Source organism: Roseateles asaccharophilus, from assembly GCF_004362405.1.
Taxonomy (GTDB): Bacteria; Pseudomonadota; Gammaproteobacteria; order Burkholderiales; family Burkholderiaceae_C; genus Kinneretia; species Kinneretia asaccharophila.
Map to the genome: position 1 here is coordinate 563,238 of NZ_SNXE01000001.1, position 18,790 is coordinate 582,027.

The following is an 18,790-nucleotide window of genomic DNA, read 5'->3' on the forward strand; positions in this document are numbered from 1 at the left end:
CAAATCAAGCCAGCGGCGCCAGCAAAACCCGCAGATCCGCCTCGCTGAACTTGGCCGCCTCGGCCGGGTCGCTGCCCAGCAGGCCTTGCGCCAGCGCCTCCTTGCGCTGCTGCAGCTCCAGCATCCGCTCCTCGATGCTGCCTTCCACCACCAGCTTGTAGACCAGCACCGGCTTGTTCTGGCCGATGCGGTGCGCCCGTGCGCTGGCCTGGGCCTGCACGGCCGGGTTCCACCAGGGGTCCAGATGGATCACGGTGTCGGCCGCGGTGAGGTTCAGGCCCACGCCGCCGGCCTTCAGGCTCATCAGCAGCAGGGGCTGCTCCTCGGCCTGGAAGCGGGCCACGATCTCGGCGCGTCGCGCCGCCGATACCTGGCCGCTGAGGGTCTCGAAGCCCAGGCCGCGTTCCGTCAACGCTGCGCCCACCAGATCCAGCAGGCGGGTGAACTGCGAGAACACCAGCACCCGCCGCCCCTCGGCCAGCAGCTCGGGCAGCATGGCCATCAGCAGGTCCAGCTTGGCGCTGCCGGCCTCGGGCGGGCTGCCGGCCAGCAGGCGCGGGTCGCAGCAGACCTGGCGCAGCTTGAGCAGGGCGTCCAGCACCGTGATCTGGGCCGCGCCCAGACCCTGCTTGGCCAGGGCACGCCGCACCTGGATATCGGCCGCCACGCGCACGCTCTCATAGAGCTCGCGCTGCCGGCCCTCCAGGCTCACGCGGCGCAGGGCCTCGCTCAGCGGCGGCAGCTCGCTCGCCACCTCGCTTTTGCGCCGGCGCAGGATGAAGGGCCGCACCCGGCGCGCCAGCAGCTCGGCGCGCAGCGTCTCGCCGCCCTCCTCGATGGGCTTGCGCCACTGGCGCTGGAAGCCGCGCTCATCGCCCAGAAAGCCGGGCATCAGGAAGTCGAACTGGGCCCAGAGCTCGCCCAGATGGTTTTCCAGCGGCGTGCCGGTCAGCGCCAGGCGGTGGCGGGCGCGCAGGCGGCGCAGGGCCTGGGCGGCCCGGCCGGCGGCGTTCTTCACCCACTGGGCCTCGTCCAGGATCAGCAGATGCCAGGGCTGGGCCTCCAGGGCTTGCTGGTCGCGCCAGACCAGGGCATAGCTGGTGAGCACCAGATCGAACTCGCCCAGCCGGCCCAGGTCCGCATGGCGCTCGGCGCCGTGCAAGGTGAGTACCCGCAAACCGGGTGTCACGCGCGCAGCCTCGGCCTGCCAGTTGAAGAGCAGGGAGGTGGGCAGCACCACCAGGGCCGGTCGGTCCAGGCGGCCTGCCTCTTTTTCGAGCAGCAGATGGGCCAGGGTCTGGGCCGTCTTGCCCAGGCCCATCTCGTCGGCCAGGATGCCGCCCAGGCCCTGGGCGCGCAGGTATTGCAGCCAGGCCAGGCCGTGCCGCTGGTAGGGGCGCAGGGCCAGACCCAGGCCGGCGGGCGGGTCCACCGGCGGCGGGCTGCCGGCCGCCAGCAGACGCTCGGCCAGGCGGCGCAGCTCGCCCTCGCCGCGGAACTGCCAGCGCCGCGGGTCCAGGGTGGCCAGGCGCAGGCCGTCCCAGTCCGAGAGCGGCAGGGGGCCGCCCTCCAGGGCCTCGCGCCGGTCCAGCAGATCGACCAGGGCGCCCAGAATGCTCTTGAGCAGCTCGGCCGGCGCCAGCACCCGGCGCCCGCCCGGGGCGCGCAAGGGGATCAGGGCCTCGTCCGGGATGCGGGCCAGCTCGGCCCGGCTGCTCCAGCGCGCGTCGCGGCGCAGCAGATCGGCCAGCAGGGGAGCCAGGTCCAGGTTCTCGCCGTCCACCTCCACGCCCAGGCTCAGCAGCCAGGAGCCCTGGCGCCGCGCCAGGCCCAGAGGCTGGATGTCCAGGGTCCAGGCCGTGGCGGGCTGGGGCCGGTGGGCAAAGCCCGGCCGCACCTCAACCAGCCAGCCCTGCTCGCGCAGGCGCGGCAGTTGCTCCAGAAAGAAGTCGGCAAAGAAGTCTTCCTGGGCCAGGGTCCAGAGCTGCTCGTGGCCGCGCGCCGCCAGGGGGCTGCGCCACTGCAGCAGCTCGGGCTCCAGGGGGATGAGCTCGGTGGCCCAGAGCTGGTCGCGGGCCTCGGCCTCGGCCGCCAGATCGCGCTGCAGCCAGCGGGCGCCCAGGTTGAGCCGGGCGGCCGGGCGGCTGTTGAGCAGGCGGCGCGGCGCGGGCAGGCTGAGCAGCTCGCCATCGGCCAGCTGGTAGGTCCAGTCCACCTGGGCCACGCTGACCTGCTCGCCGCGCGGGCCGATGGGGCCGCGCGGCGCCAGGCCCAGCAGGCCCTCGCCGCGGCCCAGGGTCTGCAGGATCAGGCGGGGGCGAAAGCGCCCGCTCTCCCCCGCGGGCTCGGCCGGGGGCGCAGGCTCGGGCGGTGGCTCCGGCTCCGGCCGGGCGGCCTCTTCCTGATGCACCAGCAGATCCATCAGCCGGGCGGCATCGGCCTCGGGCAGGCGCGGCAGGGCCTGCAGCTCCGCGCGGCTGGCGCGCCGGCGCAGGGCCTGGACCCAGGTCTGCAGCAGGGCCTCGCGGCGCGGCGCATCGGCCTCCTCCACCAGGCGCAGCATCAGGGCGGCGGCATGCTCGCAGAACTCGCGCGTCTTGCAGCTGCACAGGGCGCTGTAACGCGGCTGGCCCTGGGCGTCGGCCACGCCCTGCAGCACCAGCTCGTGCGAGCCCAGGCGGGCGCTGGCGCCTTCCCCGTCGGCCCGGACCTCGCGCAGCTCGGCCTGCAGGGCCCGGCCGCGGCGCAGGCGCGCGGCGCTGAAGAGCCGGGGCAGGGCCTCGGCCTCCGGCGGCCAGAGCCGGGTCGGGAGGGCGGGTGGCGTGGCGGACATGGGGGCGCATTGTCCTTGCTGCTGCTATCAGCTGAACTTTGCACTCATCTAAGAAAATACGACTTCACTGATGACAGGCGCCGGCCTATCGTGGCGGCCATGCAAGAAACCCTCTCCAAGCGCCCCTGGCGCCGCCGTCTGGCTGTGCTGTTCGCCCTGCTGCTGCTGCTGCTGCTGCTGGGTCTGAGCCTGGCCTGGCTGGACCGGCCCCTGGATGCCCAGGCCATTGCCGTCGCGGCCGGCCTGCCCGAGATCCCGGCGCAGCTGCCGCCCGCCCGGCCCCCGGCGGGCCTGGACTTCCGGGTGATCGAGACCTCGCAGTCCCGCGGCACGCTGGAGGCCCTGATCCTGGGTGGTGGCAGCTGGCTGCGCCTGCGCCAGCCCGTGCATATGGCCGTGTGGGTGCGCCACCCGCGGGCCAGCTTCCTCTTCGACCTGGGCCTGGGGGCCGGGGTGGACCAGCAGTTCGCCGTCAACCATCTCTTCCACCGTCTGGTCTTCGGCTACGGGCCGGTACGGCCGGCCGCCGCTCAGCTGGCGGCCATCGGGGCGCCGCGGCCCGACTTTGCCCTGGTTTCCCATCTGCATTGGGACCATGTCAGCGGACTGCCCGACTTTCCCGGTCTGCCCCTGTGGGTGCCGGCGGCCGAACGTGCCGAGGCCGAGGCCGGCGCGGCGCCCTACTTTCTGCGCAGCCAGTTCCAGGGGCATCAGGCCTGGCGCGAGCTGCGCTTCGAGGGCGGGCCCTATCTCGGATTCCCGGCCCACCAGGACCTGTTCGGCGATGGCTCGGCGGTTCTGGTGCCCCTGGACGGTCACACGGCCGGCCAGATCGGCCTGTTTCTGACCCTGCCCTCGGGCGCGCGCTATCTCTTCAGCGGCGATGTGAGCTGGACCCTGGAAGGCATTGCCCGCCCGGCCGACCGCAGCTGGCTGGCCCGGCATCTCCTGCATCTGGATCACGACGAGGCCCGCAACCAGGCCACCCTGGTGCAGCTGCACCGCCTGATGCGCGCGCATCCGGGCTTGCAGATCGTGCCCGCCCATGACGAAACCCTGCTGCCGCGCCTGCCCCGGCTGACGGCGCCCACCCGCCCATGAGCCCGAGTCCCGCCCTGAACCTGCGCAATCTGCGCTACTTCGCCGCTGCCTACGAGGCCCGCAGCGCCCTGGCCGCGGCGCGGCGCTGCCATGTGTCCCAGCCGGCCATCTCGGCCGCCATCGCCCAGCTGGAGGCCGAGCTGGGCCAGCGGCTCTTTGTGCGCCAGCAGCGCGGCCTGGCGCCCACGCCGGCGGCCCAGCGCCTCTACCCCATGGCCCAGCGTCTGCTGGCCGATGCCCAGGCCATGGCGGCGGCCTTCCGGCCCGCCGAGACGCGGCCGCGCCTGAGCCTGGGCCTGCAGGCCTCGCTGAGCCCGGCCCTGTGCGGCCAGCTGCTGGCCGCGCTGCGCGAGGGCATCGCCCATCTGGAGCTGCGCCTGCTGGCGCCCGAGGATGGCGACACCCCGGAGGTCTGGCTGGGCGCGCGCGGCTGCGCACCGGCGGGGCTGGGCGCCTTCGAGCCCCTGTGGCAAGAAGACTATGTGCTGCTCTTGCCGGCCGACCATCCCCTGGCCCGGCAGCCCCGGCTGCAGCCCTCGGATCTTGTGGGCCAGCCCTTTGTGGAACGCTGCCATTGCGAGCGAGTGGCCGACTGGCGCGAGGCCCTGGCCGCGCTGCGGCCGCGGGTCTGCGCCCAGGTGCACAGCGAGGAATGGGCTCTGGCCCTGGTGGCCGCGGGCGTGGGCCTGAGCATTGCGCCGCGCCCCCTGGGGCCCCTGCCGCCGGGTCTGGTGCTGCGCCAGGACGTGGCGGCCCTGCAGGGCCAGCGGCGCGAGATCGGACTGGCCCATGCCGGCAGCGCTGAGGGCTTGCTGCCCAGGGTGCTGGAAGTCGCCCGCGCCTGGGGCGGGCCGGCGCTCAGCCGCGCGGCCTGAGCCGCAGACCGTCGCCCCGACTCTACCTCTGACGCCAACTCATCGTTTGAGCGCTCAGAAACACGTTCAAACCTTCTCAGTCATTTGAAGAACTCGGATCACTTCGTCGTAAATCGCGGGCCAGTCCTCGCAGATGTTTCCGGCGCGAATCAAGACTCCGACGTAAATGCCATCCCGCCACATGAAGCCACCGCCGCCTCCGGCCTGCTTTGGGTCCGCAGCATTGGTCTTGCACCGCAACACCGGTGGCTGACCTTCGGGGTCGCTCCTATCGGTGGCGACATACTCAGTGAACACCGCGTTCGGTGAAAGCGAAGGCTTGCCCGTTTCGTCATCCACATATCGGTACCGCAGGCGATCCAGGCCGGGCCGCAGCGTCACTCTGTTGCTGACGCGCCCTTCTCGCTCGGCAAGCCGGATGCGCACGTAGCCACGAGGCTCTGGTGGGATGTCGTGGGAACGGATATGCAGTTCAATCGCCCACACATTGGGGTCATACCCGGACGGCCCCTTGAGGCGAGCCCTCTCAAGGGGCCACAGAAAGCCCATGCCTTGAGCCGCGTTGTAGTCCCTGGGCACCAAGAACCAATGGTTGTTCCACTTGCGAAGGGCGTGTTTTTTGTAGTCAACCTTGAGCTCCGCCGGCGGCTTCTCGCCACAGTCGGCCCGATCACGGCAAAGCTCCTCCTGCCGCTGCGCCTCAGCCTTCAAGCGCGCAGCCGTCTTGGCTTCTTCCTCGGCACTGGGCCGGCAACCCAGCAGTGCGAACGCCACCGCCAGCACCAAGCCCCCCATGTGCCGGTGCTGTTGAAACTGGGCTTGCCCTGACGAGGAGCTCTTGCGGCGAGTCCGGGAGCTGAAGATAAGCTGCATCAATGCTTCCTGCTGAGTTGGGCGTGGCGACCTATTTGTCGGTGACAGTGAAGGTGTATTCGGGCTCATCAAAGATCTCTCCGGGTCGATAGCTGCCCTTGGATGGCCGTGGCTTGATCGGCTGCGCACAGCCTCGACCTGCCACACATTCCCAGTGCAGCCGCCGGCCAGGCATCACCCACGCCCTAGCGGCCCTTCCTCGTCATGGGCCACAACAGCATCGCCCCCCCCCCCAGCACCGCCACCCCCACCAGCGCCCCCGCCTTCACATACACGAGGCTCGCATAGAGCAAATAGGCGCAGCAGCCCACGAAGAGCAGCGGCAGCAGCGGGTACAGCGGCACCTTGAAGGGTCGCGGCGCATCCGGCTCACGCCGGCGCAGCACGATGACGGCGGCACCGCTGAGGCACAAGAAGAACCAGTAGACCGGCGACAGGTAATCGACCATGGTCGAGAAGCCGCCGCGCGTGGCCGCGCCGAAGCCCACCAGGGCCAGGGCCACGCCGCTGGTGGCCAGCACGGCGGCGGTCGGCGTGCCGCGCTTGGCGTTCCATTTGCCGAGGTGGAGCTCGCGCGCTAGATCCCGCGCCGCGGCATAGGTGGTGCGCGGCCCGGCGATCAGGATGGCGTTCATCACCGACAGCGCGGTCAGGGTGACGATGCCCACGATCAACAACTCGCCGCCGCGCCCGAAGGCCGCGCGCATCAGGTCGGCGGCCGGCGCTTCGCTGGCGGCCAGGCCGGCCAGGCCCAGGCCCTGCAGATAGGCCCAGTTGGCCAGCAGGTACAGACCCATCACCAGGGCCAGGCCGATCAGCAGGGCGCGGGCGATGCCGTGCTTGGCATCGCGCATCTCGGCCGACAGGGTGGCCGCATCGCTCCAGCCGCCGTAGGCCAGGAAGACGAAGATCATGGCCGTGCCCCAGTCGGGCGTGGCGCCGGCCGTGCTCAGCGGTGTTTGCGGCGGCATGTCGCCCAGCGACACGCCGGCCCCGCCCAGCAGTGCCAGCCCGCCCAGCACCACACTCATCAGGCCCAGCTGGGTGCCCAGGCCCACGCGCACGCCGGCCAGGTTCAGCGCGGTCAGCAGCAGGATCAGGCCGGCCGCCAGCACCGCGTTGGCATAGGGGCCGAGCCAGGGGCTGAGGTCGATGGCCTGGGCCAGATAGTCGCCGAACACAAAGGCCAGCAGGGCCATCGAGCCGGTGTGGATGACCGCGAAGCGCGACCAGGCGAAGAGAAACCCGAGGCGCTGGCCATAGGCGCGGCGCAGGAAGTGATAGTCGCCGCCGGCATCGGGAAAGGCCGCTGCCATCTCGGCAAAGCACAGCGCCCCCACCAGGGACAGCAGGCCGCCGAAGGCCCAGGCCAGGTAGAGCTGGGTATCGCTGGCCAGCGCGCCGGCCACCATCGGCGAGGTCTTGAAGATGCCAGCGCCTATCACCATGCCGACGCAGACGGACACGGCATGCCGCACATCAAGCTGGGGCTGGGGCAGGGCGGTTTTGGACATGGGCGGCGATGCTAACCGCTGGAACTTGGCGCCTACTTGGCTCCCATTCGCCAGACTGTCGGACAAAGCTGGCAGACTGGCCGGCCGATGAGAAGCTTCTTGAAATACCTGGGCTGGACCCTGCTTGTGCTGGTGCTGGCCCTGTTCGTGGCTGTGGGCTTGGGTGTGCAGACCCGACCCCTGGTCCCGCCGCCGCCGGCCGCCATTTCGCCGGCCGATGTGGAACAGGCCAAGCATTTTCTGCGCCGCAATGACCCGCGCCAGCTGGCGCCCGGGAGTCTGGGAACCCTCAGGGTGAGCGAACAGGAGCTGGGCCTGCTGCTGGCCTATCTGTCCAGCCGCCATCCGCAGGCCGCGGCCCAGGCGCGTCTGACGGCCGGGGCGGCGGAACTGGAGGCCAGCTGGGCCCTGGGCGGCCCCTTCTGGCTCAATGTCCGGGCCCGCCTGGAGGAGGACGCCGGCCTGCCCGCCCTGCGCGATCTGCGTCTGGGCGCTCTGCCTGTGCCCGATGGGCTGGCGGCCTGGCTGCGCGAGCAGTTGCTCACCCGCCTGGCCATGAACGAGGAACTGCGCCTGGCCCGCCAGCTCCTGCGCCATGTGAGTGTGCGCCCCGGGCAGCTGCAGCTGGTCTATGAATGGCGCCATGACAGCTATCGCCGCCTGCTGGACAGCCTGATGCCCGCGGCGGAGCAGGCCCGGCTGCAGGCCTATCACCAGGCCTTGCATCGCCTGTCGCGCCAGTGGCGGGGACCGGTGTCCCTGAGCCAGGTCTTGCCCCCCTTGTTTGCCCTGGCCGCCGAACGCAGCGCCACGGGGGATGCGACGGCCGAAAACCGGGCCCTGCTCCTGGTGCTGGCGGCCCAGGCCAGCGGCCGCGGCCTGGGCACCCTGCTGCCCGCGGCGCGCAGCTGGCCGCGGCCCGTTGTGGAGTTCAGCCTGCACGGCCGGCCGGACTTTCCCATGCATTGGCTGATCTCGGCCGCGCTGTCGGCCCATGCCGGCGGCCCGCTGGCCGATGCGATCGGGCTTTACAAGGAGATTGCCGACAGCCGCGATGGCAGCGGCTTCAGCTTCAATGACATCGCGGCCGACCGTGCCGGCAGCCGCCTGGGCCTGCTGGCGGTGCAGCAGCCCCAGCGCCTGCAGCAGCGCCTGGCGTCCGGTGTGGCCGAGTCGGCCCTGCTGCCCGATGTGTCCGACCTGCCGGAGTATCTGAGTGCCGCCGAATTCCGCCAGCGCTATGGCGAGATCGGCAGTCCGGCCTACCAGGCCATGCAGCAGAGCATCGAGACGCGGCTGGATGCCTCCCCCCTTCTGGCCCCCTTGTTGCCCTGAGGCCGGCCTCGCATACTGCGGCATGTGACCCCGGCCCTGCGCGACGACCTTCCCCCGCACGACACCCTGGCCCGCTATGCGGCCCTGGTGGAGCACTACCCCTACAGCGTCTTCATCAAGAACGCTGAAGGGGTCTATGTGGCGGTCAACCGCCGTTATGCCGCCTCCAAGGGAATGGCGCGGGAGCAGATCCTGGGCCGACGAGACCAGGATCTCCACCCCGGCGAGCTGGCCGACAAGTACCGCGCCGATGATTTGGGCGTCATGGCCAGTGGCCTGCCCGCGAGCTTCGAGGAGCTGCATCGGGGCGATGGGCGCGACGCCCTGGTGCACACGGTCAAGACCCCCCTCTTCGATGCCGCCGGCCGGGTGGTGGGCATCTGCGGCAGCTTCTGGGATGTGGATGAGCAGCAGCGTCTGGAGCGCCGCCTGCGCGACAGCGAGGCCAAGCTGCGCGTCATCTACGACAAGGCGCTGGAGGGCATCATGCTGGCGGACCTGGCGGCGGGGCGGCTGCTGATGGCCAATCCCGCCTGCTGCCGCATGCTGGGCTATGCCGAGGAGCAGCTGCTGCTGCTCGCACCGGACCAGCTGCTGGCGCCGGAATCGCTGGGGCGGCTGCGCAAGCTGATGGCCCTGCTGCAGCGTGGTGATGTGGCGCCGGTGCAGGAGCTGAGTTTCCAGCGCGCCGACGGCGAGGTGTTCCACGCCGATGTCAGCCCCAGCCTGGTTCATCTGGCCGAGGGGCCCTGCCTGCTGGTGGTGCTGCGCGATGTCAGCGACAAGCGACGCGCCCTGGAGCAGCTGTCGCGCAGCGAGCAGCAGCTGGCCGAGGCCCAGGCCCTGGCCCACCAGGGCAACTGGAATATCGACCTGCAGACGGGCGAGGCCAGCTGGTCGGATGAGGAGTACCGGCTCTTCGGCTTCGCACCGGGCTCGGTGCAGCCCAGCAAGGCCCTGTTCCAACAGCTGGTTCATCCCGAGGACTTCGAGCAGGTCGAGGCCCAACTGGCCATGTTGCTGGCCCAGGGGCGCGACGGCTACTACCACGCCGAGTTCCGCGTGCAGCGGCCCGATGGCGAACGCATTCTGGAGGAGGTGGGCGAGGTCCGTTTCGATGCCAGTGGCAAGCCCCTGCGCATGTTCGGCACCACCCTGGATGTGACGGAGCGCCGCCGCGCCGCCCAGGCCCTGGCCGAGAGCGAGGCCCGCTTTCGCCTGCAGATCGAGCTGGCGCCCGAGGCCATCGTGGTGTTCGATCTCGATATCGGCCGCTTTGTCGAGGTCAACGAGAGAGCGCTGCGTCTGTTCGGTCACGGACGCGAAACCCTGCTGCGCCTGAGCCCCGCCGAGCTGAGCCCCGCGCAGCAACCCGATGGCCGACCCAGCGATCTGGCTGCCATGGGCTGGATGCTGCAGGCCTTGGATGGCGGTCAGCCGGTGTTCGAGTGGGTGCATCTGCGCGCCGACGGCGAGCCGGTGCCCTGTGAGGTCCGCCTGGTGCGCCTGCCGGCCAGCGGCCAGCGCCTGGTGCGCGGCTCCATCACCGACATCAGTGAGCGCAAGCAGGCCGAGGCGCGGCTCTTGCAGCTCAACGAGGAGCTGGAGCAGCGCGTGCAGCAGCGCACCGCCGAACTCTTGCGTGCCAAGCAGGAGGCGGAGCGGGCCAATGCGGCCAAGAGCGAGTTCCTCTCGCGCATGAGTCATGAGCTGCGCACTCCGCTCAATGCCATCCTGGGCTTTGGCCAGCTCATGGCCATGCAGGCCCGCGAGCCCAGCGGCGACGACTATGTGAACGAGATCCTCAAGGCGGGACAGCATCTGCTGCACCTGATCAACGAGGTGCTGGATCTGGCGCGCATCGAATCCGGCATGTTCAGCGTGCAGCCCGAGTCCGTGGCCCTGGCGCCCGTGCTGCAGGACTGTCTGTCCCTGCTGCGCCCGCAGGCGCGGGTGCGCTCCGTCCGCCTGCCCGGGCCCGAGGACCTGCCCCAGGCGCAGGTCTGGGCCGACCCGGTGCGGCTCAAGCAGGTGCTGCTGAATCTGCTGTCCAACGCCATCAAGTACAACCGCAGCCAGGGCGAGGTGGGGCTGCGCGCGGCCCTGCTGCGCGAGGGATCGGCGCCTCGCCTGCGCCTGAGCGTGTGCGACCAGGGGCGCGGCCTGAGCCCCGAGCAGCAGGCTCGGCTGTTCGTGCCTTTTGAGCGTCTGGATGCCGATCAGGCCGCCATCGAGGGCACAGGCATAGGCCTGGCCATCGTCAAGCGCCTGGTGGAGCTGATGGAAGGGCGGGTGGGCGTGGACAGCCGCCCCGGCGCGGGCAGCGAGTTCTGGATCGAGCTGCCCCTGGCGCCCGAACCCCAGGCCCGGCCCCTGCCGGCGCTGATGAAGGGGCCGGCCCCCGCTCAGCCCCGCGCCGGCATCCAGCAGCTGCTCTGCATCGAGGACAACCCGGCCAATCTGCTGCTGATCGAGAGCATCGTGGCCCTGAGGCCCGAGGTGCAGCTGCTCAAGGCCCTGGAGCCTGCCCAGGGCCTGGCCCTGGCCCGCGATCGCCGGCCCGCCCTGATCTTGCTGGACATCAACCTGCCCGGCATGGATGGCTATCAGGTGCTGGCGCATTTGCGTGCCGACCCGCTGACCGCGGATCTGCGTGTGGTGGCCCTCAGCGCCAATGCCAAGCCCGAGGATGTGGCGCGGGGGCGGGCGGCCGGCTTTGACGACTACCTGACCAAGCCGCTGGATGTGGGGCATCTGCTGGCCCTGCTGGACGAGCTGCCGAGCTGGCAGTCTGCGCGGCGCGAATAAGCAAAGCAGAAGTTCTTGGTTCCGCGCGGCGGGCGGCATCCCTAGAGTGATGTCCACCCGCTTCCGAACATCGCACCGAGAACCCTGTGAATATGCAAGCCACTTCCCTGCTGCGTCGCGCCCTGCTGGCCCTGGCACTGGGCGCGAGCACCCTGGCCGTCCAGGCCCAGACCACCCTGCTCAATGTTTCCTACGACCCCACCCGCGAGCTCTACCAGGACTTCAATGCGGCATTTGCCAAGCATTGGAAGGCCAAGACGGGCGAGACAATCAACGTCAAGCAGTCGCACGGCGGCTCGGGCAAGCAGGCACGCTCGGTGATCGATGGCCTGGAGGCTGATGTGGTGACCCTGGCCCTGGCCTATGACATTGACGCCTTGCATGACAAGGCCAAGCTGATCCCGGCCGACTGGCAAAAACGCCTGCCCCACAACGCCGCCCCCTACACCTCGACCATTGTGTTCCTGGTGCGCAAGGGCAATCCCAAGGCCATCAACAACTGGCCCGATCTGGCGCGCAGCGGTGTGGAGGTGATCACCCCCAATCCCAAGACCTCGGGCGGTGCGCGCTGGAACTATCTGGCGGCCTGGGCCTATGCGCTCAAGCAGCCCGGTGGCAATGCCGACTCGGCCAAGGCCTTCGTCAAGCGCATCTACCAGAACACCAAGGTGCTGGACTCGGGCGCCCGCGGCTCCCTGACCACCTTCACCGAGCGCGGCATCGGCGATGTGCTGATCTCCTGGGAGAACGAGGCCTATCTGGCCGTCAAGGAGCTGGGCCCGGACAAGTTCGAGATCGTCACGCCCAGCCTCTCCATCCTGGCCGAGCCGCCGGTGGCCGTGGTGGACAAGGTGGTGGACAAGCGCGGCACGCGCAAGCAGGCCCAGGCCTATCTGGAGTATCTGTACAGCCCGGAGGGGCAGGAAATCGCCGGCCGTCACTACTACCGCCCCCGCGACGCCAAGATTGCCGCCAAGTACAGCAAGCAGTTCGCGCGCACCCAGCTGATCACGATCGACGAGGTCTTCGGCGGCTGGCGCACCGCGCAGAAGACCCATTTCGATGATGGCGGCGTCTTCGACCAGATCTACGCGCCGGGTCGCTAAAGAGTGCAGGTCGGGGCGCCGGTCGGGGCGCAGGGGGGCGTGTCATGATCGCTCCCTGGTCCGTCCGCCCCTGTCATGTCCCGCCCCCGTTGCCCTGCTTGCCTGCACCCGCCGAGCACCTGCCTTTGCGATCTGGTGCGGCCGGTCCGCAGCCGCATCGAGCTGCTGATCCTGCAGCACCCGCTGGAGGAATTGCAGGCCAAGAACACCGCGCGCCTGCTGCATCTGTGTCTGGCGCCGCGCAGCGAGCTGCTGGTGGGCGAACAGTTCGGCCCGGGCCTGCTGGACCCGGCCCGGCTGAGCGGTGCGGCCCTGCTCTACCCCGGTGAGGGGGATGGGCCCTGGCCCCGGGGCTGGCAGCCGAGCCGGCTGGTGCTGCTGGACGGCACCTGGCGCAAGAGCCGCAAGATGCTCGCCTTGAACCCTTCCCTGCAGGCCCTGCCCAGGTTTTCGTGGGCCGGGCCGGCTGTCTCGCGCTACAGCGTGCGCCGGGCGCAGCGGCCGGACCAACTCTCCACGCTGGAGGCTGCCGCCCTGGCCCTGCAAGAGCTGGACCCCGGAATTCAGGGGCTGGATGATTTGTGGCGGGCCTTCGACAGCCTGGTGAGTCGCCTGGCCGAGCGCCGGCATCGGGGCTAGCACGCCCCTCTGGACAGGGGGGGGCGGCTGGCACATGCCTTCGTGTCGCCCGAGAATGGGACATTGCTCTCATTCCAGCGAGTTTCATCATGATGCTGCACACGCGGCGTATTGGCGCCTTCTTCTCCGGCCTGGCCCTTTACTGCGCGGCCATGCTGATGAGCCGTCTGCTGGCCGAATTGCTCGGTCCCAATGACCTCTTTTATGTCTTTGGCGGCCGGGACAGCGCTTCTCGCATCATGGGGGAGTCCCTGGTCTATGCCCTGCCGGTCTTTGTGCTGGCCCTGGGTTGGAGCTATCTGACGGTCCGGCCCCAGCGGCGCGGCCGCCGCCCCACCACCGCCGCCTGCATCTGGGGCATGGGTGTGGCCTGGCTGGGCTGGCTGTTCTACGGCGTCTTTGCGGCGGCCCAGATGCCGCACTACAGCAGTCTCTCGCTGACCGCCATGCTGCTGTCCTCCCTGGTGCCGCCGCTGTGGGGCTTGCTGAATATGGTGGCCGCCCTGGCCGGCGTGGTGACGGCGGGCAGCCTGGCGCGCCGCTTCAGGCCGCAGGGCTGAGCATGGGCCTGCTGGCTATGGACCTTGGCTTATAAGCAATTTCCGAATTAGCAAATACAAAAACTGTTGTTCCACGAATAAGCGCTTCTTGGCACTCTGGCGGCCTTCGCACCCACAGGCCCAGGCTCACCGAGCCCGAGTACGAGAATCGCATGCTGCTCCCCGCCCTTCGCCAATCCCTCCTGATCCTCACCCTGAGTGCCGCGGCGGCCGCCCCCGTCCTGGCTCAGGAAGCCCTGCTCAATGTCTCCTACGACGTGAGCCGCGAGCTCTACAAGGACATCAACCCCGCCTTTGCCAAGCACTACCAGGGCAAGACGGGCAAGACCGTGACCGTGAGCCAGTCCCACGGTGGTTCCAGCCGTCAGGCCCTGTCCGTGGCGGGCGGCCTGGAGGCCGATATCGTCACCATGAACCAGGCCACCGACCTGGATCTGCTGGCCGACAAGGGCCTGCTGCGCAAAGACTGGCGCCAGGCCTTCCCGCATGGGGCCGCGCCCTATACCAGCACCACGGTGTTCCTGGTGCGCAAGGGCAATCCCAAGGCCATCAAGGACTGGGCCGATCTGGCGCGCAGCGGGGTCTCGGTCATCGTGCCCAACCCCAAGACCTCGGGCAATGGCCGCTACACCTATCTGGCGGCCTGGGGCTCGGTGATCTCCAAGGGCGGCAGCGAGGCCCAGGCCCGCGAGTTCGTGGGCAAGCTGCTGGCCAATGTGCCGGTGCTGGACGGCGGTGGCCGCGGCGCCACCACCACCTTCACCCAGCGCGACATCGGTGATGTGCTGGTGACCTTCGAGAACGAGGCCGAGCTGATCGAGAACGAGGTCGGCAAGGGCAAGTTCGATGTGGTCTATCCCAGCATCACCATCGAGGCCGAGGCCCCGCTGGCCATCGTCGACAAGGTGGTGGCCAAGAAAGGCACGGCCGCGGCGGCCAAGGCCTATGCGGACTTCCTGTTCTCGCCCGAGGCGCAGGAGATCATCGCCCGCCACAACTTCCGTCCCCGCGATGCCGCCGTGGCCGCCCGCCATGCCCAGCGCTTTCCCAAGGTGAAGACCTTCACCGTGGACTCCCTGCTGGGCGGCTGGCCGGCCGTTTCCAAGACCCACTTCGCCGACGGCGGCGTGTACGACCAGCTGGTGCTGGCCAACGCCAAGCGCTGAGCGAGTCCTCTGCCATGACCACCACCGCCGTTCTCGGCTCTGGTGCGGCCGCGCCCGCCAGCGCGCCACGCCGCAAGCCGCGCCGCGTGTTGCCCGGTTTCGGGCCTACGCTCGGCTTCACGCTGTTCTATCTCTCGCTGCTGGTGCTGATCCCGCTGTCGGCGGTCTTCATCAAGGCGGCCGGTCATGGCTTTGAGGCCTTCTGGGCCGCCGCCACCGCGCCGCGGGTGCTGGCCTCGTACAAGCTGAGCTTTGGCACCGCCCTGCTGGCCGCGGCCATCAATGTGGTCTTTGGCCTGATCCTGGCCTGGTCCCTGGTGCGCTACGAGTTCCCGGGCAAGAAGCTGGTGGACGCGCTGATCGACCTGCCCTTCGCTCTGCCCACGGCCGTGGCCGGCATTTCCCTGACGGCGCTCTATGCCGGCAATGGCTGGCTGGGTCAGCTGCTGGCGCCCTGGGGCATCAAGGTGGCCTTCACGCCCCTGGGCATTCTGGTGGCCCTGATCTTCATCGGCCTGCCCTTTGTGGTGCGCACGGTGCAGCCGGTGCTGGAAGACATGGAGACCGAGCTGGAGGAGGCCGCAGCCTCCCTGGGCGCGCATCGCTGGCAGACCTTCCGCCTGGTGGTCCTGCCCATCGTGCTGCCGGCCCTGCTGACGGGCTTCGCCCTGGCCTTTGCCCGCGCCGTGGGCGAGTACGGCTCGGTGATCTTCATCGCCGGCAACATTCCCATGGTCAGTGAAATCACGCCCTTGATGATCATCTCCAAGCTGGAGCAGTACGACTATGTGGGCGCCACGGCGATTGCCACCGTGATGCTGATCTTCTCCTTCGTGCTGCTGCTGGCCATCAATGGTCTGCAGGCCTGGAGTGCGCGCCGCAATGGCCAGGAGGGTCGCAAATGAGCGGCGCCGTCAGCTCCACCCTGGGCGCGCCCAAGGGCCGCTACCAGAGCAACCCCGCCACGCGTGAGGCGCCCTGGGTGCGCTACACCCTGCTGGCCCTGGGCCTGAGCTTCTTTGTGCTCTTCCTGATCCTGCCCCTGGTGGCCGTGTTCACCGAGGCGCTGCGCAAGGGCTGGGACACCTATCTGGCCGCCCTGATCGAGCCCGACGCGGTCTCGGCCATCAAGCTCACCCTGCTGGCGGCCCTGATCTCGGTGCCGCTGAATCTGGTCTTTGGCGTCAGCGCGGCCTGGGCCATTGCCAAGCACGACTTCCGCGGCAAGCAGCTCCTGATCACCTTCATCGACCTGCCCTTCTCGGTCTCGCCGGTGGTGGCGGGCCTGATCTATGTGCTGCTCTTCGGCGCCCAGGGCTGGTTCGGCCCCTGGCTGCAGGCGAACGATGTGAAGATCATCTTCGCGGTGCCGGGCATCGTGCTGGCCACGGTCTTCGTCACCTTCCCCTTCGTGGCGCGCGAGCTGATCCCGCTGATGCAGGCCCAGGGCCGCGACGAGGAGGAGGCCGCCACCGTGCTGGGCGCCAGTGGCTGGCAGACCTTCTGGCATGTGACCCTGCCCAATATCAAATGGGGCCTGCTCTACGGCGTGATCCTGTGCAATGCACGCGCCATGGGCGAGTTCGGTGCGGTCTCGGTGGTCTCGGGCCATATCCGCGGCCAGACCAACACCCTGCCCCTGCATGTCGAGATCCTCTACAACGAGTACCAGTTTGCCGCGGCCTTTGCGGTGGCGTCCCTGCTGGCCCTGCTGGCCCTGGTGACCCTGGTTCTCAAGCAATTCATCGAATGGCGCGCCAGCAGGGCCCGCCTGGAAACGCAGCCATGAGCATTCAAGTCCGCAATGTCCACAAGTCCTTCGGCAGCTTCACCGCCCTGGGCGATGTGAGCCTCGACTTCCCGACCGGCGAGCTGGTCGCCCTGCTGGGCCCCTCGGGCTGCGGCAAGACCACGCTGCTGCGCATCATCGCGGGTCTGGAGACGGCCGACCGGGGCCAGGTCTTGCTGGATGGCGAAGACGCCTCCGACACCCATGTGCGCGAGCGCCAGGTCGGCTTTGTGTTCCAGCACTACGCCCTGTTCCGCCACATGACGGTGTTCGACAACGTGGCCTTCGGTCTGCGCGTCAAGCCGCGCAAGCAGCGGCCCAGCGAGGCCGTGATCCGCAAGAAGGTGCACGAGCTGCTGAACCTGGTGCAGCTGGACTGGCTGGCCGACCGCTTTCCGCCCCAGCTCAGCGGCGGCCAGCGCCAGCGCATCGCCCTGGCCCGCGCCCTGGCCGTGGAGCCGCGCGTGCTGTTGCTGGACGAGCCCTTCGGCGCCCTGGACGCCAAGGTGCGCAAGGAGCTGCGCCGCTGGCTGCGCCGCCTGCATGATGAGCTGCACATCACCAGCGTCTTCGTCACCCACGATCAGGAAGAGGCCCTGGAAGTGGCCGACCGCGTGGTGCTGATGGATCACGGCAAGGTGGAGCAGGTGGGCACGCCGGCCGAGGTCTATGAGCGCCCGGCCACGCCCTTCGTCTACGGCTTCCTCGGCGCGGTCAACCGTTTCGAGCACGCCGAGGAGATCGGCCAGCTGGGTCATGGCGCCGGCGCGGCCGGTCCGGTGCTGGCCTATGCCCGCCCGCATGAGCTGCAGATCATCACCGACCCGGCCGCCGCCGGCCTAGCGGCCCGGGTGGAGCGGGTGCTGAGCTTTGGTGCGGCCAGCCGTGTGGAACTGAGCGCGGCCGACGGCCGTCATCTGGAGGCCGAGCTCAGCCGCGAGCAGGCGGCGGCGCTGAACCTGCAGTCCGGCCAAGCAGTGCGCCTGAGCGCCTCGCGCCTGAGCCTGTTCGAGCACAAGGTCCAGGCCGCATGAATTTCCAGCAGCTGCGCATCATTCGCGAGGCGGTCCAGCAGAATTTCAATCTGACCGATGTGGCCGCGGCCCTGTTCACCTCGCAGTCCGGGGTGTCCAAGCACATCAAGGATCTGGAGGACGAGCTGGGCGTGGAGCTCTTCGTGCGCCGCGGCAAGCGCTTGCTGGGCCTGACCGAGCCGGGCAAGGAGCTGGCCGTCATCGTCGAGCGCATGCTGCTGGACGCCAAGAACATCAAGCGCCTGGCCGAGCAGTTCTCGGGTGCTGAGCAGGGTAGGCTGACCATCGCCACCACCCACACCCAGGCGCGTTACGCCCTGCCGCAGGTGGTGGCTCGCTTCAAGGCGGCCTTTCCCAAGGTGCATCTGGTGCTGCATCAGGGCAGCCCGGCCGAGATCGTGGCCCTGCTGCAGTCGGGCGAGGCGGACCTCGGCATCGCCACCGAGGCCCTGCAGGCCCAGGATCAGTTCGTCACCTTTCCTTTCTACGAGTGGCGCCATGCCGTGGTCGTGCCCGAGGGTCATGCCCTGGCGCGCGCCGGGGCCTTGAGTCTGGAGCAGCTGGCCGAGCATCCGCTCATCACCTATCACGAGGGCTATACCGGCCGGGCGCGCATCGATGCCAGCTTTGCCGCCGCGGGCCTGAGCCCGGACATCGTGATGTCGGCCCTGGACGCCGATGTGATCAAGACCTATGTGCAGGTGGGCCTGGGCGTGGGCATCGTGGCGGCCATGGCCTTCGAGCCCCAGCGCGACCAGGGCTTGCAGCTGCTGGACGCCTCGGCTCTGTTCCAGGCCAACACCACCCGCATCGCGCTCAAGCGCGGTCACTATCTGCGCGGCTTTGCCTATCGCTTCCTGCAGGAATGCGTGGCCGAGCTCAGCGAGGAGGTGGTGCGCGCCGCCCTGGACGGTGAGCCGGTCTGAGGACGGGCGCCGTCCACCCCCCGCCGCGCATCGCACCATTGCGGTGCATCTTCACAAGTGAAAACCCCAAGTGCGTGCATGAGCCCAAGTGCCTACATTGCAAGGCACTCGATGCGGTCATTGTGCGAACAGCGGCTGCCAGGCGGGGCTGAGGAGACAAACAAAGCAAAGCGTTCAGAATCAAGACAAGAGAATTCGGTGACACTGTCACCATTCGCGGGCACCTCAGTG

General features: G+C 69.3%; 15 protein-coding genes. 12 read left to right on the top strand and 3 right to left on the bottom strand.

The features are described 5' to 3' along the window. Nucleotides 1-4: 4 nt before the first annotated feature. Nucleotides 5-2,833, bottom strand: coding sequence for a DEAD/DEAH box helicase (locus tag DFR39_RS02535; protein WP_246030651.1), 2,829 nt, complete (start codon nt 2,831-2,833; stop codon nt 5-7). A 99-nt stretch (nt 2,834-2,932) separates the two neighbouring features. On the opposite strand from DFR39_RS02535, the gene DFR39_RS02540 reads away from it, so the two are divergent. Both DFR39_RS02540 and DFR39_RS02545 read left to right on the top strand, forming a co-directional pair. Then, nucleotides 2,933-3,934, top strand: coding sequence for an MBL fold metallo-hydrolase (locus DFR39_RS02540; RefSeq protein ID WP_162849387.1), 1,002 nt, complete (start codon nt 2,933-2,935; stop codon nt 3,932-3,934). After that, complete coding sequence (locus DFR39_RS02545) at nt 3,931-4,809, top strand: LysR family transcriptional regulator (protein WP_133601953.1); 879 nt, start codon at nt 3,931-3,933, stop codon at nt 4,807-4,809. The genes DFR39_RS02540 and DFR39_RS02545 overlap by 4 nt, the downstream gene beginning before the upstream one ends. Before the next feature lie 66 nt (nt 4,810-4,875). Here the strand turns inward: DFR39_RS02545 and DFR39_RS02550 are convergent, their stop codons facing one another. Next, nucleotides 4,876-5,682, bottom strand: a complete 807-nt coding sequence (locus DFR39_RS02550) for a hypothetical protein (protein WP_133601954.1) — start codon at nt 5,680-5,682, stop codon at nt 4,876-4,878. Nucleotides 5,683-5,867: 185 nt separating this feature from the next. Further along, nucleotides 5,868-7,196 (bottom strand): APC family permease, encoded by a 1,329-nt coding sequence (locus tag DFR39_RS02555; RefSeq protein ID WP_133601955.1) that lies wholly within the window; start codon nt 7,194-7,196, stop codon nt 5,868-5,870. Nucleotides 7,197-7,283: 87 nt separating this feature from the next. On the opposite strand from DFR39_RS02555, the gene DFR39_RS02560 reads away from it, so the two are divergent. The 10 genes from DFR39_RS02560 (at nt 7,284) to DFR39_RS02605 (ending at nt 18,559) form a co-directional block, all read left to right on the top strand. Further along, entirely contained in the window at nt 7,284-8,531 is a 1,248-nt protein-coding gene (locus DFR39_RS02560; RefSeq protein WP_133601956.1) for a YfiM family lipoprotein, read from the top strand. A gap of 24 nt (nt 8,532-8,555) precedes the next feature. Further along, the gene (locus tag DFR39_RS02565; RefSeq protein ID WP_133601957.1) at nt 8,556-11,339 is read left to right on the top strand and encodes a PAS domain-containing hybrid sensor histidine kinase/response regulator; all 2,784 of its coding nucleotides are present in this window, start codon (nt 8,556-8,558) and stop codon (nt 11,337-11,339) included. 92 nt (nt 11,340-11,431) lie between these two features. Beyond that, on the top strand, nt 11,432-12,445 hold the full coding sequence (locus tag DFR39_RS02570; protein WP_133601958.1) for a sulfate ABC transporter substrate-binding protein: 1,014 nt from the start codon (nt 11,432-11,434) through the stop codon (nt 12,443-12,445). A 75-nt stretch (nt 12,446-12,520) separates the two neighbouring features. Continuing rightward, on the top strand, nt 12,521-13,084 hold the full coding sequence (locus tag DFR39_RS02575; protein ID WP_133601959.1) for a tRNA-uridine aminocarboxypropyltransferase: 564 nt from the start codon (nt 12,521-12,523) through the stop codon (nt 13,082-13,084). Nucleotides 13,085-13,173: 89 nt separating this feature from the next. Continuing rightward, nucleotides 13,174-13,644: a hypothetical protein gene (locus tag DFR39_RS02580; RefSeq protein ID WP_133601960.1), complete on the top strand. Its 471-nt coding sequence runs from the start codon at nt 13,174-13,176 to the stop codon at nt 13,642-13,644. A 152-nt stretch (nt 13,645-13,796) separates the two neighbouring features. Continuing rightward, complete coding sequence (locus DFR39_RS02585; RefSeq protein ID WP_133601961.1) at nt 13,797-14,810, top strand: sulfate ABC transporter substrate-binding protein; 1,014 nt, start codon at nt 13,797-13,799, stop codon at nt 14,808-14,810. A gap of 14 nt (nt 14,811-14,824) precedes the next feature. Next, nucleotides 14,825-15,715, top strand: a complete 891-nt coding sequence (gene cysT / locus DFR39_RS02590; RefSeq protein ID WP_133601962.1) for a sulfate ABC transporter permease subunit CysT — start codon at nt 14,825-14,827, stop codon at nt 15,713-15,715. Then, the gene (gene cysW / locus DFR39_RS02595; protein ID WP_133601963.1) at nt 15,712-16,599 is read left to right on the top strand and encodes a sulfate ABC transporter permease subunit CysW; all 888 of its coding nucleotides are present in this window, start codon (nt 15,712-15,714) and stop codon (nt 16,597-16,599) included. The genes cysT and cysW overlap by 4 nt, the downstream gene beginning before the upstream one ends. Continuing rightward, on the top strand, nt 16,596-17,633 hold the full coding sequence (locus DFR39_RS02600; RefSeq protein WP_133601964.1) for a sulfate/molybdate ABC transporter ATP-binding protein: 1,038 nt from the start codon (nt 16,596-16,598) through the stop codon (nt 17,631-17,633). Before cysW ends, DFR39_RS02600 begins: the two co-directional genes overlap by 4 nt. Further along, complete coding sequence (locus DFR39_RS02605) at nt 17,630-18,559, top strand: CysB family HTH-type transcriptional regulator (RefSeq protein WP_133601965.1); 930 nt, start codon at nt 17,630-17,632, stop codon at nt 18,557-18,559. The genes DFR39_RS02600 and DFR39_RS02605 overlap by 4 nt, the downstream gene beginning before the upstream one ends. Nucleotides 18,560-18,790 lie beyond the last annotated feature (231 nt).

Coding starts and splice junctions, on each gene's coding strand:
- DFR39_RS02535 (WP_246030651.1), bottom strand. CDS start 2,833: ATGTCCGCCACGCCACCCGCCCTCCCGACCCGGCTCTGGCCGCCGGAG.
- DFR39_RS02540 (WP_162849387.1), top strand. CDS start 2,933: ATGCAAGAAACCCTCTCCAAGCGCCCCTGGCGCCGCCGTCTGGCTGTG.
- DFR39_RS02545 (WP_133601953.1), top strand. CDS start 3,931: ATGAGCCCGAGTCCCGCCCTGAACCTGCGCAATCTGCGCTACTTCGCC.
- DFR39_RS02550 (WP_133601954.1), bottom strand. CDS start 5,682: ATGCAGCTTATCTTCAGCTCCCGGACTCGCCGCAAGAGCTCCTCGTCA.
- DFR39_RS02555 (WP_133601955.1), bottom strand. CDS start 7,196: ATGTCCAAAACCGCCCTGCCCCAGCCCCAGCTTGATGTGCGGCATGCC.
- DFR39_RS02560 (WP_133601956.1), top strand. CDS start 7,284: ATGAGAAGCTTCTTGAAATACCTGGGCTGGACCCTGCTTGTGCTGGTG.
- DFR39_RS02570 (WP_133601958.1), top strand. CDS start 11,432: ATGCAAGCCACTTCCCTGCTGCGTCGCGCCCTGCTGGCCCTGGCACTG.
- DFR39_RS02575 (WP_133601959.1), top strand. CDS start 12,521: ATGTCCCGCCCCCGTTGCCCTGCTTGCCTGCACCCGCCGAGCACCTGC.
- DFR39_RS02580 (WP_133601960.1), top strand. CDS start 13,174: ATGATGCTGCACACGCGGCGTATTGGCGCCTTCTTCTCCGGCCTGGCC.
- DFR39_RS02585 (WP_133601961.1), top strand. CDS start 13,797: ATGCTGCTCCCCGCCCTTCGCCAATCCCTCCTGATCCTCACCCTGAGT.
- cysT (WP_133601962.1), top strand. CDS start 14,825: ATGACCACCACCGCCGTTCTCGGCTCTGGTGCGGCCGCGCCCGCCAGC.
- cysW (WP_133601963.1), top strand. CDS start 15,712: ATGAGCGGCGCCGTCAGCTCCACCCTGGGCGCGCCCAAGGGCCGCTAC.
- DFR39_RS02600 (WP_133601964.1), top strand. CDS start 16,596: ATGAGCATTCAAGTCCGCAATGTCCACAAGTCCTTCGGCAGCTTCACC.
- DFR39_RS02605 (WP_133601965.1), top strand. CDS start 17,630: ATGAATTTCCAGCAGCTGCGCATCATTCGCGAGGCGGTCCAGCAGAAT.